The sequence below is a fragment of the Longitalea arenae genome, assembly GCF_016924755.1.
GTDB classification, from domain to species: domain Bacteria; phylum Bacteroidota; class Bacteroidia; order Chitinophagales; family Chitinophagaceae; genus Niastella; species Niastella arenae.
The window spans coordinates 522,507-538,566 of sequence record NZ_JAFFJX010000003.1 but is presented as its reverse complement, the minus strand read 5'-3'; the positions used below and the strand labels follow the sequence as shown (position 1 = coordinate 538,566).

Genomic DNA, 16,060 nt, shown 5'->3' with positions numbered 1-16,060 from the left:
TTAATGAAACTCCTATATCTTGCTTTTAAAGATCAATCTGTTGGATGGATCGGTCCCATACATGGATGGAAACAACTTTATGCACAATTAGCTATTATCTTTGAAGACAGGATTAATCAACCGTAAATCCCACTGACACAGTTTATTGAATAGACCCGCCAATAATAACTTAGGCGCCCTTGCTCATAGCTTTAAATGGCTCAGCAGGTGATTACTTTTTCTCATTTCCTGATCCTTTTAGGGGAACTGTAAGCTTTAGATTGTCGATAGTAAGCTGTTGACCGTCGATACCATGCTGCTGACTGTCGAAACTTCGTTATTGATCACTGATAGTAAGTTGTTTATTGCCAACAATAAACTTATTACTGTCGATCCTAGACTATTAATGGAGGCTACTAAAGTTAATTTTTACAATATTGAGTTTAAAAAGCCTGCATAGATCCTTTTTGTTATGATCAACCCGCTTTTTGGTGCGATCATTTCCCTTTTTAAGGGAATAAAAACGGTTTTTGGCGCCGTTTGTACATTAAAAACGGGCAAAACGAGCTCATCGAACCGGATATTTGAATTATGAACAGGAAAAATAATGTTATAAGTGAGTGAACAGTGATTATCGCGCCGGTAATTTTACTTAATTCTACGAAGTTGATTCCCTTAATTCAAAGGCCATTCCCTTAAATGAATGCGTTCCGCTTATTCGGCTCACTCAATATATTCAGCGATCGATTATCCGCTTGTAATATTGGCCTGGCAATGGGAACAAGCTCGCCGCTGACCGTTAAATGATCCCTGGATACATTGCCGATAAAATAAATGGAGGCAGCAATCGAGCGGTGTACTTAAATAAAAATATCCGTAGAAAGTTTTTTTAACGCGCTCTGGGCATAACTCAAATAGGAGGGAAGAGAACCAATTCGAACACCCTTTATTCTGAATTGCTCAATAGTAATTGCGTAACAGAAATTTTATGTTCCTTGATGAATATAGGATCCGATTTAATCAGTGGTGTAATTACAGTTATATCAAATGATGCTGGCAATGTGCTTGCATTCCGCATAAAATCGCTTGCCTCATCTACAAACGCTCTGAATCTGAGCAGTTTTTCGTTAAATTCAATTCGAAGGTTGAGAAATTCAGCTCGTAACACATTGTGCTGATGCATCAATACATCGAAATCTGTCATGACGATAAATTTTAAGTGAAATACTTACCGTCAAAGCATGGGGAGTAGACAAAGCATGCCGTCCTGGATTCGGCACCGTTGATTTGAAGGCTCAAATCATGTAATGGCCATAAGTACCCTGAAGGTAGTATAATATTGCGAGAGAGCAAATTAAAAATGGATAGTGCACCAGGATAGCCTGGCAAATGGCGTTGCTTTATCCAGTATTGATGTGTTTTAGAATGTCTAAACCGGGTTAATACTTATGTACAATTACATTAAAATCAGCCGCTGTTGAGTAATTGGCAGAGGCAGTGCTTACATTATGTACCCTTATTGTCACTGTGTTCGGCGCTGACACGAAGGCATCGTATACTTCTCCGTTGGTATAACCTGTTTTTTTGCTCACTGTTACCGGATCGCCCACTGCTGCACCTGTGACGTTCACAGTAGTGGAAGCACTGCTGCCTGCAGCTACAACGCCGGGTGTCCAGTTTGTTGTTTCCTTTAAAGTTCTCGCCGCCGCTTCCCATGTTGGTGCAGACGATGTGCTATGAGTTGTCAATACGTACCCATCGGTGCCAGCGGGTAATCTCGTTAATGCACCGTTATTATTTCGATAATAGATATCGTAATTAGCGTCATTGCTTAGATTAATTTTCACGCTACCGTCTACCTGCCATGCAGCGGTATTAGTGCTGTGTAGGTTCTGAATTTGCCCAACCCTAAACCCTACCGCATCGCTTCGATAGCCTATGCTTGTTCCACTCGTCGAGTGCAGGGCTACATTAGCTAATGTGCGATAAGTGAAAGCTGAGCCATAATAGTTGCCACCGGTCGCAGTAGTTGCACCGCCGAGGCTGGTGCTGTTCGCAAGGGGTAAAGATGTACCACTATAGTTGCCACTGTATCCAGCATTGAAATGTTCGATGCCTGCGTAGTTATTATTGTCTTGTGAGAAGTACAATGATGATAGCGCTGTAGTTCCCCCATTACTATTATCAATCGAAGCGTAAGTATTGTTGTTTATGTTCGTCGCAACGCTGAGTTTAGCTCCGGAAAAAACCACTTCGCCATTGTTGCCTGCAACCACCCGTACCCCCCGCAGGATATTACTGTAATCGCCATCGTAGCCCCATACCGTAGACCAACGACGTTCGGCATCACCTAACTGCGTTGTGTTTGTTGTTGTAGCACGAAGCGTTGCTTTATCCGCAACAATTATTTCATTGCTGACAGTCATCGTAGGCATGATTACTGTGTTAAAGTTCTGGAAGTTCCACGTTGGATCGCCATTAGATGTCTTGCCAGCAAGATTCGCAATCACCCCTTTGTCGCTATCATATAAAAGAGAAAAATTGTTGGTTTCACTCAGCGCCCAGGAGGAAGAAGCGCCTGTGCTCGACGGCTCGGTGCTGAAGTAAACGCGGTCAGTATAGGGGTGCTTTAAGTAGCTTCGAGCTACCGCGTGATAATGATCAATATTGAGTGTTCCCTCAGGATTTTTTCGCGCGGTATATGATTCGCCACGTATTTGTCTTCCCTGAAAATCGCCAAGAAAAGTATGTATCTCGCCGGCAATTGTATCGCCAGGAGATGGTATATACATATATTCCGTAGAGCGGCCAAAGAAAGGCTTTCCTCCTATGATAGGACCGCCGCCGTAGTTTAGATTCCACCCCTCATGCATAACGTTATCGCGTATACCTACACCCGTATAAGCTGTTGCTCCCAGTCCAAACGAATACGGCACATTTCCGTAGGTTCTGTCAAGCGGCAGATATTGCCACACATATGTACCGGCTGGTGATCCTGGCGCTGATGGTTTTTCCTGATCGAAGATATACAGAGTGTCTGTTTTGTTTCCTTTACTCATTACTCCCTGTAAAGTGCCGCCGTTCAAACTTGCATTTTGAGCGCCATTTTGTGCACGTGATGCTAAGAAGTTAGTTAATAGTAAAAAAAGAAGGAGATAACGGGCCATAAACAAATATATAATTTATTTAATAACATTTGATCAAGAAATAATTCATCGGTTGTCGCATTTTTCGCCAAATCATAATTTTCGTTTTTTGCGCGGGCATATGTTAGCTTATTTACCGGCGCATACCTTAAGTTTATTGATATGTGTTAAATGAACGCTTTGGTTCGATTTGGCGTGATTTGAAACATGAAATCTTTCATTGAGAAGCCAACGTTGAAAGGCTTTTGGTGAACTTCCTCCATTTCAACTACAACAAAAGTAGATTTGGCTACAGCCGGTTTTTGCCAGCTGTTGACCTTTGCATCAACAAAACCAGCAAAAATGAAAATTGTAGTTACAGGTTCTTTAGGACATATTAGCGAACCCCTTGCAAAGGAATTGGTAAAAAAAGGACATGCGGTAGTCATCGTCAGTAGTACTCCGGAAAGGCAGAAAGCAATTGAAGCATTAGGCGCCGGGGCCGCTATAGGCTCAGTTGACGATGTGGAATTTTTAACCAAAACGTATACGGGTGCTGATGCTGTTTATTGCATGAATCCAACCAATTTTTCAGCCCCTGACCAAATTGCTTATTACGAACATATAGCAAATTGTTATGCAAAAGCCATTTCCCAGTCAAAAATCAAACGGGTGCTTTACCTTAGCAGTTATGGCGCTCACCTGCCTTCCGGAACGGGCTTTGTTACTGGCTCGCACAAGGCAGAAAAGATCTTAGACGCCATTCCAGACATCCAGTTGACACATCTCAGACCAGGTTATTTCTATTACAATTTGTTTGGATTTATTCCTATGATAAAAACCGCAGGTTCCATGGGGGGTGTATATGGTGGTGATGCCAAACTGGCGCTAGTGGCGCCGGTAGACATTGCTGCTGCCAGTGCAGAAGAGATCCTGGACCTGGGCAGTGCAAATAAGGTTCGTTATATTGCCAGTGACGACCGAACCTGCAATGAAGTTGCCGCTGTATTAGGAAAGGCAATTGGAAAACCGGATCTGAAGTGGCTTGTTGTACAAAAGGAAGAAGTCCTTCAGTCCCTTCTGACAAAAGGTGTTCCGCAGAATGCAGCAGAGAATTTGATTGAACTGGGACTGGCGGTTAATTCCGGCATCTTACGGGAAGATTATGAATTGAACAAACCGAAGCCTGGAAAAGTAGCTCTTGAAGATTTTGCTGTTGAATTTGCAAAAATGTACTATAAACAATAAACGAAAAGGTCAGCCGCTTAATTTTCCGGGGAACAGCAATAAAAAATTAGTATTTTAATGGAAAGCCTTAATGTATGATCAAACCATATCGGATAAAATCAATTAACCAGTTTCACGAGTTTAGAAATTTGCCTAAACCGAAACATCCGTTGGTCAGTGTAGTAAGGGTAGAAGATATAAAACATTGTGAAGAACCGGTCACCCTGGTTTTGGACTACTATTCGATATCACTAAAAAGGAATTTTAGCGGCAAGTTTAAATATGGTCAGCAGCAGTATGACTTTGATGAAGGCGTCATGTTTTTTATTGCCCCCGGCCAGGTTTTTCGAATTGAGCATCATCCAGACGAAACACGAACACAAACAGGCTGGATGTTGCTCATTCATCCTGATTTTTTTTGGAATACGCCGCTTGCCAAAACCATCCATCAATACGAGTATTTTGATTATTCTGTGAATGAGGCATTGTTTCTTTCCGGGAAAGAAGAAGCAACGATCATCGGCATTCTGCAAAACATTCAGGAGGAATATCATTCGAATATTGACAATTTCAGCCAACAAATTATCATTTCGCAAATTGAAACGCTGCTGAACTATTCGCAGCGGTTTTATCATCGGCAGTTCATCACGAGAAAGATCACGAACCACCAGGTCCTCGACAGGTTAGAAAACTTCCTTACGAACTACTTTAACAGCGGCAATCTTATAAATAATGGTTTACCAACTGTACAGTTTATCGCACAGTCTTTAAACCTGTCACCAAGCTATTTGAGTGGACTATTAAAAATGCTTACCGGTCAAAGCACACAGCAACATATTCACGAAAAGCTGATTGAGAAGGCGAAAGAAAAGCTTTCTACCACCGACCTGACTGTCAGTGAAATTGCCTTTGAGTTAGGCTTTGAACATCCTCAATCCTTCTCCAAGTTATTTAAGGCCAAAACGAATCTCTCGCCCCTGGAATTCAGGCAATCATTTAACTGAGGCGAAACAAATGGAGTAACCTTTTTGCCCGAAACAACACGTCCATATGTAATGGACATTTTATAAGCACCTGATTTGATTCCGGGGGAACAGGCGAATTTGGTTATATAATAATAGTTTTGATTTTTTGTTTCCTGGGCTTACTTCTTTTACAATAGTTACAATTGTCAGTATAGATGGCCCCGTCAGCAACTCGAACACTCTGGCGGCTGCACGAAGAATGCCTAAAACGACACGTCTATTGCCAAATATTCACCTGTATTAAGATTCATAAAGGGTGTTTTCATTTGTCATTATCTTTGATTCTAATGACATCTATAAGTATACGCAGCAATGTGTAGATGGATGATCTTTACTTATTAATTGTAGCAAACCCCCTTTTCCGGTTAATGAGCCTGTGTCCTAAACCCATACTCCATTTAAATAAATTTGAATATGGTAAAAATATATTGTACAAATAATAGTGAACTCGCAGAGTTTGAAGCATCAAGTAGAGGTTACCGGTCAGATATTTTTGTAAAGCTAGATTCAGGCGCCATCTATCAGGTAAATGTTTATGATATTGTTCGATTAAAGCAGGATTTTGAAGAGGAAATCGATTCGGAAGGTTATTTTTCAATTGAGCCAAATTTAATTTTGGTGAAGGAGGTGGTTATGAGCCAGATTAGGTTAACTATTGAAAAGCTGGTTAAACAAAAATTCTTCGATTATTTAAAGCCAATTCACGAAAGTGAGGTCGATGTGAATAAATTAGTAGAGGTTTAGATGTAATATATCCGTTGATGAAAGGCGATGCATCTACTAAAATGGATGGCAGCTTTCAAATGATGGGAAAAGATATTCCGATGACTATTAAAATTACAAAGCATATTACAGGGAAAAAGTTATAAACGTGAGATTTATAGAGTAGACAAGAATTAATATACTTTTAAACAAAAAGTAATAAGACCTGCAAACCATTGGTTGCAGGTCTTATTACTTTAAAGTTACAAAACATACCAGGCCATATCAAACTCCTAAAAAATTTGATGTAAAGCTAAGTTGCCAGAGCAACTTACCAGGGAATTTCTTCTGTAACAGGATTATATTCCTCGCTGAAGAATTTTCCTGTAGGGCCGTCGTTACCGATAGTGGCGTATTTTACGATCCGCCTGCCAGCCTCTTCTACAGTGCCTGTTCCGCGATGGTTATTGAAATCGGTTTTAATAAAACCCGGATCCACCATATTCACTTTAAACGCTGTATTTCGCAACTCGTAGGCCAGGTTTACCGTGTACATATTAAGCGCCGTTTTTGAAGGAAGGTAAACTGCGCCTTTGGTGGTGTAATATTTCCAGTTTGGATCGTTGTGCAGCGTAAGCGACGCCATGCTTGAACTTACATTCACGATACGGGGCTCGGATGAATTACGCAACAAGTCTATGAATGCCTGGGTAACCCTTACCACGCCATACAGATTCGTTTCGAAAACCTCTTTAAATTTTTCGATGCTGGTATCGAGTGCCGACTGGGGCAGGCCTCCGCTGATGCCCGCATTATTGATCAACACATCCAGTACATTTGTTTTTTTGCCTATGCCTGCACGTGCAGCTTTTACAGATGCTTCATCTCCCACGTCTATCTGCACCGCTTCTACTTTGTTCAATCCTTCGGCTTTTAGATTGCTTGCCGCTTCAATTCCATTTTCTAAATTACGGCTGCCTAAATAAACATAATAACCCTTTTGCAATAATTGACGTGCGGTCTCAAAGCCAATGCTTTTATTGGCGCCTGTGATAAATGCGAATTTCATTTTTACTTTGTTTTTTGATTTGATAACACAAAGTTGCGGCTGGAAAAAACGAAATCATTTGCCATTTGGCAAAAAGCGTTTCAGCGGATGCTCTTTCTTATCCTGCTTAATGATGACTGTGTAATGCCCAAATAAGAAGCGATATATGACAGCGGAATGCGGTTTGCAAGCGTTGGGTATTTTTCAATGAACTCCCGGTATCGCGTAGTAGCATCCTGGGAAACCAGTGGTGTTACCCTTTCGAGTTTTTCAGCCAGGGCTTTTGAAACTATCTTTTGAATGATATGCTCCCAACCCACTATGGTATTGGTAATTTCTTCCCAGTCGCGCATAGAAAATACAATAAACCGGCAGTCGGTAGCCGCCTGGATATATTCAGTTGAAGGAACATTCTTTAAACTAAAAAGCAAGTGGTTCTCTTCGATAAAGATCTTAGTGATCTCTTCGCCCTTGTTGTTGTAATAACAGATCCGCACTATACCTTCCACAATAAAACCAACATACCTGAACACTTTTCCTGCTTCTATAAAATATTCCTCTTTACGAAGCTCCAACGCTTTCGCTTTATTGGTTATCAGGTCAATCTGTTGCTGGTTTACATTGCCAAACTGTAGGATGAAGTCTATAAACTGGTTCATTGCCACAAGATAGGAATATTCATGTTTTACGGATTTGCCATTTGGCAAATAATTGGGTGCTCTGGTTAATGAAATAAACATAAACGAAAAGAACCTGCAAATATTGATTTGCAGGTTCTTTGCTTTAAAACGATACGTTATCAATTCGGCCATCCAAATGGCGAACGGGCAATGTTATCAATCGCCCATACCTCGCCCTCGATGGTAATTACATAAGCCCTGTTACCAATGATCTCCAGTGAAGTTGGAATATCCAATTCGTCAGCCACTACCGTGAATGTCTGATCCGCGTTAACCATTACCAGTGAGCCCGTATTAGGCAGCGCAGGCGTACCCGGAGGGCCGGCGACAAATTCACCCTGCGACAATGCAAAAGGTAACTCGCCCGGACCGTGCTCCACATCAACAAGTAATGGAGCTCCCGAAGCTACATCCAGAAGCGAAGCAAATTTGCCACTTAATAAAACGACCTTTCCGTCTTCAGGACGGTGCGGCGAAGGGCCGGCCTGGGCTACGTAAACAATATCGCCTCTCACCGCTAAGCCGGTGGGAACGATATTATCAAACTGCCGGGCCACGGTGATCTCACCATCCAATGTAATATGCAGCACCCGGTTAAGGTGGCCATCCGTTACAAGAAAGCCACCGCGATAACGATCGATCGAATACAATACGCCGGTTGCAAGCTCAAATTCAAAACCGGTTGGCGGGTGGGCCATGTTGAATGCGCCGATGTCTGCAATAACTGTAAAACGGTTCGGACCGTCAATCCGGTATATGCCATTGACCTGGCCGGTCGGAAATGCAGGATCGTCAACCAGCGTAACAAGCGCATACGCTGTATTGCCGATGAATATAACGTCTACAACTCCGCCAAAGCCCACCTGGGGGATCAACGTAGGGAGTCCACTGGCGAAGCTGGATCGAGCGCCCGTCTTCGCATCAATGCGATAAATGACGCCCGCCTGGGCGTCAGGAACAAACAGATCGCTGCCAGGACCTACGGTGCTGCCGAAACAGACTCCTAGTCCCTGGGCCAACTGCCATGGCACACTGGTTTCGTTCTTATTTTTCTGACAGGCAGGTAGCAGAAAAGTAAACGTTAGTAAGGCGAATGTCGCCTTGAGTAAATTGCTGTGCATAATCCTCGTTTTAAAAGTGAATATTACTATTCATGGGGAAAGAATTGGCATAGATGCCATCATTTACAATCCTAAAGGAGTACAGCAAGAAAGATGTTTTGTATAAGGAGGTGAAATCTGAAGTTGAAGTAAAGATAGAGGCTTATACTGAAAGTGAAATTAATCAAATTGAACCAATATTAAAGCGTATATATCAGATATATTATAGATACGCATCAACAAATGTTAACGAGATGAAGTCCCCGGGCTGATACCCGCTTGATCGCTGTTGGAACGATGGACAAGCAACCGGTATCACACCGAAATAATGATTTTCGTCAATTTTAAGAGCCGGCATTACATGCTTTCCTTCCAGCGTTTGCCGGAGGCGTTCTCCTTTGCATGAACTTATTGCCGTTCCATTTGCAAACTTAGTAACTCGGTCGTACACCAATTTATGTAATCTTCTTTAGTGACACCAGCCTGGCTGTCTCGTTCTATGTCATCTATGATGCGCATGTCCCAAAAACTTTCTGCTGTGATCGCAGCGTTTTTCCTGGCTTCATCAGTATATCTGCCCGATTCCTTCGGGTACGACTCTGGGAATAACTTTGCGTTTTGACGAAACCTTTGTTGAATTACCTGTTGAACGTCTTCTTTCATATAGCTTTGGTTTTAAGATGATCAGCGATATATTTTAAAGCAACGCCCGGGTCATTTCATGTAACAGCAGCAAGAATTATTCCGCGCTTGCCATAAAACCCCGGCCCCCTTCGTAAAATTCCCTGGTAAACTTTCTCACGTCTTGTCAGCCAGTTATTGGCAACGTGTAGCTTAAAGCATAATATATTATCTAAGAAAGCGTTCTGCGCCAATTTTTAAAAAAATGGCCAAATATTTGCTATTGAGCTTACCCGATATATGTTCTTAATTTGCCATTAGCCAACGTTAATGTGTCATTTAAGAAATCCGTAACCCCTAACACTATTTCATGAAAACGCTGTTGTTTTTTATTTTGAATTCATTTGCCCTTGCCTCCCTGGCGCAGCAAAAACAAACGGTTGAGCCGGCTGACACAGTCCTGGCAACTTACATCCAACAACAATTTTACTCCGAAAATTTTGTAGACAGTTGTTATACCGGAATTCATTTCCTCGAAATCAGTTTCACCGCAGGATCAATGTCCACATTTATTTCGGGCGACCTCAATTCCGTTTATAAAAAACGTCTTGAAAAGCTGCTTGCTGATCCCCTGAAGATCTGGGATAAGCGCTATATCGCCTATTGCAAAAAGAATAAAATTCACATCGTACAACCAATTTTATTTGTCATAAATGCAAATTGTTACAGGTTAAAAGACTCTACCAATGTTGCTGACCCTTTGACCAAGGCAACAGTGAATGAATTAGCCGTCAAGATCCTGAGCAGTCAATCTTTAACGCTAAAGCAATCCTTTAATCAAATAGGGCTTGCGCAAAAAGGAAAAGCTACCCATTGCATATTCGTTGCTCCCTGTATTATAAGCAGCAGGTTGAACAAACAAAAAACGATGATGTGATCTGTTGCAGGTTTTCAGGTGCTGGCTGAAACAAACCGGCTGGTTCAATAATAAATAAGCCAGGACTTGTTAATACAGGTCCTGGCTTAATCTTTTATACGTGACTCAACCAATATCCATTGAAGGATCGGGTTCATTTTCGTAAACTTTAAGGGGCCGATTCTTTTTAGCCAAGTCAGATCGATGGTTATCAAACAGATCTTCGCTGAGTAAGCCGGTTTTGTAATAATCTTTGGCAGTTGAAAATAAATGTATAATTTACATATAAGAAACTGTTTTGACCAACTGGTAATCTTCTCATATGGATTACGGACTGCTTGCTGATAACGTATTGCTTAAGTTTTTGAAAATAAGCGATGAACTTGCTTATAAAGAGATCTATCTACGCTACTGGCGAAGGCTGTATGGTTCCGCCCTCAGCAAAACCAATAGTAAAGAGGTTGCCGAAGATATCGTTCAGAGCGTGTTTACCGATCTCTGGGACCGCCGGGAAACTCACCAGATCAATAATATCGCCGCTTACCTCGAAACGGCCGTTAAATACCAGGTAATTAATTATATAAAGGCCGCCATCTCCAAACGCACGCAGTACAGCGGGTTCAGCGAGCTGCAAAAGCAGACCGAAAATCCCGCCGATCTGCCCCTGCTCGTGCAGGAATTAAATGAGGCCATTGATAAAGCCATCAGCCAGCTGCCCCAGAAAACCCAAACCATCTTCCGCCTGAGCCGGTTTGAAAAGCAATCCAACAAAGACATCTCCCGGATCATGGACCTCTCCGAAAAAGCGGTTGAATATCATATTACCCAGTCCCTGAAGTCACTGCGCTTTTTTCTAAAAGACTTTATTCTCTTTGAGCTCCTGTGTTTCTTCTTTGAACATGTCATGCATTAACGGGCTGGCATTTACCCACTGGCTCATTACTTCCCCCAAAAAAATAGAAATTTCTTTTAGGGTAGAACAGCTATCTGTTTACTATTTAATATAAGTGCCAAAATCGTTCAAATGAACCATAAAGCATTCCGGCAGTTGCTGAAAAGATACCTGGATAATTCCTGCACAGACGATGAAAGAGCCATCATCGATCGGTGGTATGAGCTGTTGGATCATGGTAATACCGACCTGTCGAAACGGGAAATGGACGAAACGGAAAGCCGTCTCTGGAATAAGCTGCAATCCGCTGCAAAGGAAAAAATGAGCGCATTGCCCGTAAAGAAGCGAAGCATCGGCTGGAAATATGCCGCTGCTGCCTGTTTGCTGGGAGTGGTATTGCTGGCCGGCATCCTATGGTTCACCAATAACAAAGAAGCGGAAAAGGGCAGTGCGCTGGTAGCCGCAAAATTGACCGAGGGATTCCTTGAGCAACGCAATACGGGCAATACACCCCAGCAACTGAAACTGGAAGACGGCAGTGTGGTTACCATCTACACTGGTTCCAGGTTGGTTTACCCAAAACATTTTACTGCCGCAAAAAGAGAAGTATATCTTGAAGGCGAAGCTTTCTTTGCCGTGAGCAAAAATCCCAACCGTCCGTTTTTTGTTTACAGCAATAATATAGTGACCCAGGTGCTGGGTACCAGCTTCGACATCCGCGGCAGGAATGGTCAGCTTGAAGTGGCCGTTAAAACCGGCAGGGTAGCTGTATATGAAAACAAAGAGCAGATGGGGCCGGATAAAATGAAACAGCGTTCGAACGGTGTCATCATTACACCCAATCAAAAGGTGACCTACTATCAGCAGGAAGGACATTTTGTTACATCCATAGTAGATCAACCAGTACCGGTGCCTAAAGGCGCGGAAAACACCGAAATACCGGGTGGTTATAATGAAACCCCTTTACACAAAGTGTTGAACGACCTGGAAACTACTTATGAATTGGAGATCGTATTGGAGAACGAAAAGATCAGGAATTGTTTGTTCACGGGTGACCTTACAGGTCAATCCCTCTTTAATAAACTCGAAACGATTTGCCTTGTCTTTGATGCAACCTACGAGGTAAAAGGCACCAAAATACTGTTAAAAGCAGCCAAAGATTGCCCAAACTGATTGCTTATTGATAACCAAAAAAAACTGCCATATGGGAGATACACCTACTTAGATTTCTGCAAAAATAAAAGCCAGCAATATTCGCAGTATTGCCGGCCTTCAACATCCCCGCTGAAAGTGGGGTGGGTTTTGCCCGCTCAGAATATTCACGTCCAAAACCAACACAATTTATGGAAAAAAAGTTACTTATTGCTTTAACCCGGTTAGCAATGAGATTAATGATCATTCAGATACTGATTGCTTTTGCTGTCTTCTCATCGTATGCTACTGCCACACACGGGCAGGAAGCGCTCAATAGAAGATTGTCCCTGACTGTTACCGATACTGAATTAAAAGCGGTATTGGAAAAAGTACAAAGGGCGGTAGATGCCAAATTTGTTTTCAGCTCCACCATTATAAACGTAAAAAGAAAGCTCAGCTTTTCCGTGCAGGATAAGTCCCTGGCCGAATTCCTGCAGAAGATCATCGCGCCTTTAGGCATTCGTTACAGGGCGGTTGATAACCTCATCATCCTGTATGATGCAAGAGAAGTGGAACCCGGTCATAAAGCTTCCGTTATTCTTATTACCGGAGAGGAAGAAAAGAAAGCGCTGAACCGCGATATCTCCGGGGTGGTGGTAAATGATAAAAAAGAACCGGTAGTGGGCGCTTCTGTCTTCATTAAAGGCACTACCATTGGAACTACAACTGATGCCAGTGGTAAATTCCGGTTAACAGTGCCCGCTGATGAAACCGTAACCCTTGAGATCTCTTCTGTAGGTTACCAAACCCAAACGATCGATGTAAGCGTGAACACGGCTTCCCTGAACATTACTATGAATGCGAGTGTGGGCGGACTGAATGAAGTGATCGTTATAGGATATGGTACGCAGCGAAAAGGCGATGTCACCAGCGCCGTAGCATCGGTAAAAGCGGAAAATTTCATCAAGGGCTCTGTACGGGATGCGGGTCAGTTGATCCAGGGAAAAGTAGCCGGATTAACGGTGGTCAATCCAAGCGGCGATCCTACCGGTTCTTCCCAGGTCATATTAAGAGGCCAGTCGACCTTAATGGGCCAGAACCAGAATCCCCTGGTGCTGATCGATGGCGTTCCCGGCGATCTGCGTATGATCACACCGCAGGATATTGAATCCATCGATGTCTTAAAAGACGGTTCTGCCGCTGCTATTTACGGCACCCGCGGTACCAATGGCGTAATTTTTATCACCACCAAACGCGCAGGCGCAAATAATAAAGTATCGGTAGATTATGGGGCATTCGCCAGTGTGCAAACCATTGCAAGAAAATTAAAAATGTCTACTGCCGCCGATATGCGCGCGCAGATAGCAGCAGGGCTAAGGCAGAACCAGTTGATCGATCATGGCGCCAGCACTGACTGGCTGAAGGAAATCACCAGAACGCCGTTTTCGCAGGACCATAATCTCACCATCCGAGGCGGCAATGCCACTACCAATTACCTGGCCAGCCTGAACTACGATGAAGCCCAGGGTTTATTCCTGAAATCATACAACCAGTTATTTTCAGGCCGCTTCGACATCAATCACAATATGTTCAACAACCGGCTTAAGCTGAACATCAATGCCTTCAGCTCTTCCCGGAAATTGAATGGATTCAATACCGGCGAATACTTACAGGCCTTGCGGCAGAACCCTACCGCTCCGGTGAAGAACCCCGATGGTACCTGGTTCCAGGAGCTCAGCAAATTTGAATACCAAAGCCCGGTGTCTGACCTCATGGAAAGTGATGGACAAACCAATGAGGCGCTCACAAGATTCAACGGGTCCATAGCCTATATCCCGGTCAAAGGCCTGAAATTATCCGCCTTGTTCTCTTACTCAAAATGGATGCAGGAATACGGCTATGCCGAGACCAAACAACACGCCTCCACGCTCAGGGATAACCGGAATGGTTTTGCCCGTACCGGTGGCGCTCAATCCATAGACCGCCTCACTGAATTAACGGCTGAATATTCAAAGCTGCTGTCGAGCCACAACTTCACCCTGCTGGGCGGATACAGTTACCAGGAGAATGATTACAATAATCATTATATGGAGAACTGGGATTTTCCCACCGATATCTTCAGCTGGCATAATATAGGCCTGGGAAGGGCTGTGAGCAGCGGGGACTTTGTAAATCTGATCCGCAACTCCCGGTCAGCAACGAATTTGATCGGCTTCTTCGGGAGGTTCACCTATAACTATGATCAGAAATATTTGTTCATGGCAAGCATTCGCCGCGAAGCTGCCAGCCAGCTCTGGGGCACCAATAATAAATGGGGCACGTTCCCGGCGGTATCTGCGGGCTGGCGCATCAGCCGGGAAGCATTTATGGAAGGCCAGAACATCTTCAATGAGCTTAAGTTAAGAGCTGGCTATGGTGTTACCGGTTCCCAGCCCTCCGACCTTTTCCGCGGCGTTGCATTGCTTGGTTATAGCGGCTTTGTATTGTCGAACGGAGCATGGATCCAAACGCTGGTGCCCACGCAAAACGCCAATGCCGATCTGAAATGGGAAGAAAAACGCGAAACAAATATTGGTCTCGACTTCAGCTTGCTGAAGAACAGGATCAGTGGTAGTATTGACCTTTATAACCGCCAGATCCATAACCTGCTTTATTTGTTCGAAGTGCCGAGTCCGCCCAACCTCTATAACCGCACCCTGGCCAATGTGGGTACGCTGGAGAACAAGGGCATTGAGATCTCGCTCAATTTTGTGCCCGTATCTAAAAAAGATTTTCAATGGAACTCGACGCTTAACTTCTCTACCAATTCCAATAAGCTGAAGAGCCTTTCCAATGATCTGTATAAGACTTCCACGGATTACCTGCGCGTGGGGGCCATATTCCCGCCCATTCAAACTTTCTCGCACCTGTTACGAGTGGGTGGTCAGGTTGGTGATTTTTATGGCTACAAAGTAGTGGATATTGGTAATGATCCGGCAGATGCCGGCAACTATGGCCAATGGATCTATGAAGGACAAGATGGCAAGCCGGTAAACTATACAGCCCTGGGCCATTCGTTTGAAGATAAAAAAGTGATCGGAAATGGCATGCCTAAATACTACCTGGCATGGAATAATAACTTCCAGTATAAGAACTGGGACCTGGCCATCACCCAACGCGGCGCCTTCAAATTCCAGGTGGCGAACCTGCAGCGGATGATGTTTGAAAATCCCACCCAGGCGCAATACAATTTATTAAAGAACGCGTATGATCCGGTATTCGGAAAAACACAGCTGAGATCGCCGGTTGAATTCAACAGCTTTTATATTGAAGATGGTGATTTCTGGAAGATCGATAACATAACGCTGGGGTATAATGTAAAGAATACAGGATCAAAATATATCAAGGCTGCAAGATTCTATATAGCCACTTTGAACACTTTTATTATTACAGGTTATAAGGGTATTGATCCCGAAGTGAGTTTACGCAACCCCACCTCCAATGCACAATCCGGTGTGGTACAGGTACCCACTTCAGGGCTCGATCCCGGAATGGACTCACCGTTCAAATATCCAACCACCCGTTCCTTCAGTGTCGGGCTAAATGTATCATTCTAACCTTTAATTAATAAA

The 16,060-nt window shown here is 43.4% G+C and carries 13 protein-coding genes; 7 read left to right on the top strand and 6 right to left on the bottom strand.

Going from position 1 to position 16,060, the window contains the following annotated elements; genetic code table 11:
• Window positions 1-925 precede the first annotated feature (925 nt).
• Together JT717_RS10840 and JT717_RS10835 are read right to left on the bottom strand one after the other, a co-directional pair.
• The gene (locus tag JT717_RS10840; protein ID WP_205510278.1) at window positions 926-1,183 is read right to left on the bottom strand and encodes a hypothetical protein; all 258 of its coding nucleotides are present in this window, start codon (window positions 1,181-1,183) and stop codon (window positions 926-928) included.
• 235 nt (window positions 1,184-1,418) lie between these two features.
• Window positions 1,419-3,146: a hypothetical protein gene (locus JT717_RS10835; RefSeq protein WP_205510276.1), complete on the bottom strand. Its 1,728-nt coding sequence runs from the start codon at window positions 3,144-3,146 to the stop codon at window positions 1,419-1,421.
• Window positions 3,147-3,467: 321 nt separating this feature from the next.
• Here JT717_RS10835 and JT717_RS10830 point away from each other — a divergent pair, with 321 nt between their 5' ends.
• From JT717_RS10830 to JT717_RS10820, 3 genes are all read left to right on the top strand, one after another.
• Window positions 3,468-4,352: an NmrA family NAD(P)-binding protein gene (locus JT717_RS10830; RefSeq protein ID WP_205510274.1), complete on the top strand. Its 885-nt coding sequence runs from the start codon at window positions 3,468-3,470 to the stop codon at window positions 4,350-4,352.
• 74 nt (window positions 4,353-4,426) lie between these two features.
• Window positions 4,427-5,335, top strand: coding sequence for a helix-turn-helix domain-containing protein (locus tag JT717_RS10825; RefSeq protein WP_205510272.1), 909 nt, complete (start codon window positions 4,427-4,429; stop codon window positions 5,333-5,335).
• A gap of 435 nt (window positions 5,336-5,770) precedes the next feature.
• A complete protein-coding gene (locus JT717_RS10820) occupies window positions 5,771-6,100 on the top strand; it encodes a hypothetical protein (RefSeq protein WP_205510270.1) in 330 nt (109 codons plus the stop codon).
• A 289-nt stretch (window positions 6,101-6,389) separates the two neighbouring features.
• On the opposite strand, the gene JT717_RS10815 is transcribed toward JT717_RS10820, so the two are convergent.
• From JT717_RS10815 to JT717_RS10800, 4 genes are all read right to left on the bottom strand, one after another.
• On the bottom strand, window positions 6,390-7,127 hold the full coding sequence (locus JT717_RS10815) for an SDR family oxidoreductase (protein ID WP_205510268.1): 738 nt from the start codon (window positions 7,125-7,127) through the stop codon (window positions 6,390-6,392).
• 80 nt (window positions 7,128-7,207) lie between these two features.
• Window positions 7,208-7,765: a Crp/Fnr family transcriptional regulator gene (locus JT717_RS10810; protein ID WP_205510266.1), complete on the bottom strand. Its 558-nt coding sequence runs from the start codon at window positions 7,763-7,765 to the stop codon at window positions 7,208-7,210.
• 140 nt (window positions 7,766-7,905) lie between these two features.
• The gene (locus JT717_RS10805) at window positions 7,906-8,907 is read right to left on the bottom strand and encodes a ScyD/ScyE family protein (protein WP_205510264.1); all 1,002 of its coding nucleotides are present in this window, start codon (window positions 8,905-8,907) and stop codon (window positions 7,906-7,908) included.
• Between the two features lie 387 nt (window positions 8,908-9,294).
• A complete protein-coding gene (locus tag JT717_RS10800; RefSeq protein ID WP_205510262.1) occupies window positions 9,295-9,549 on the bottom strand; it encodes a hypothetical protein in 255 nt (84 codons plus the stop codon).
• Between the two features lie 328 nt (window positions 9,550-9,877).
• On the opposite strand from JT717_RS10800, the gene JT717_RS10795 reads away from it, so the two are divergent.
• The 4 genes from JT717_RS10795 (at window position 9,878) to JT717_RS10780 (ending at window position 16,045) form a co-directional block, all read left to right on the top strand.
• Window positions 9,878-10,444: a hypothetical protein gene (locus JT717_RS10795; protein ID WP_205510260.1), complete on the top strand. Its 567-nt coding sequence runs from the start codon at window positions 9,878-9,880 to the stop codon at window positions 10,442-10,444.
• Window positions 10,445-10,745: 301 nt separating this feature from the next.
• On the top strand, window positions 10,746-11,336 hold the full coding sequence (locus JT717_RS10790; protein WP_205510258.1) for an RNA polymerase sigma-70 factor: 591 nt from the start codon (window positions 10,746-10,748) through the stop codon (window positions 11,334-11,336).
• A gap of 111 nt (window positions 11,337-11,447) precedes the next feature.
• Window positions 11,448-12,488, top strand: coding sequence for a FecR family protein (locus JT717_RS10785; RefSeq protein WP_205510256.1), 1,041 nt, complete (start codon window positions 11,448-11,450; stop codon window positions 12,486-12,488).
• A 170-nt stretch (window positions 12,489-12,658) separates the two neighbouring features.
• Complete coding sequence (locus JT717_RS10780; protein ID WP_205510255.1) at window positions 12,659-16,045, top strand: SusC/RagA family TonB-linked outer membrane protein; 3,387 nt, start codon at window positions 12,659-12,661, stop codon at window positions 16,043-16,045.
• The last annotated feature ends 15 nt before the right edge of the window (window positions 16,046-16,060 follow it).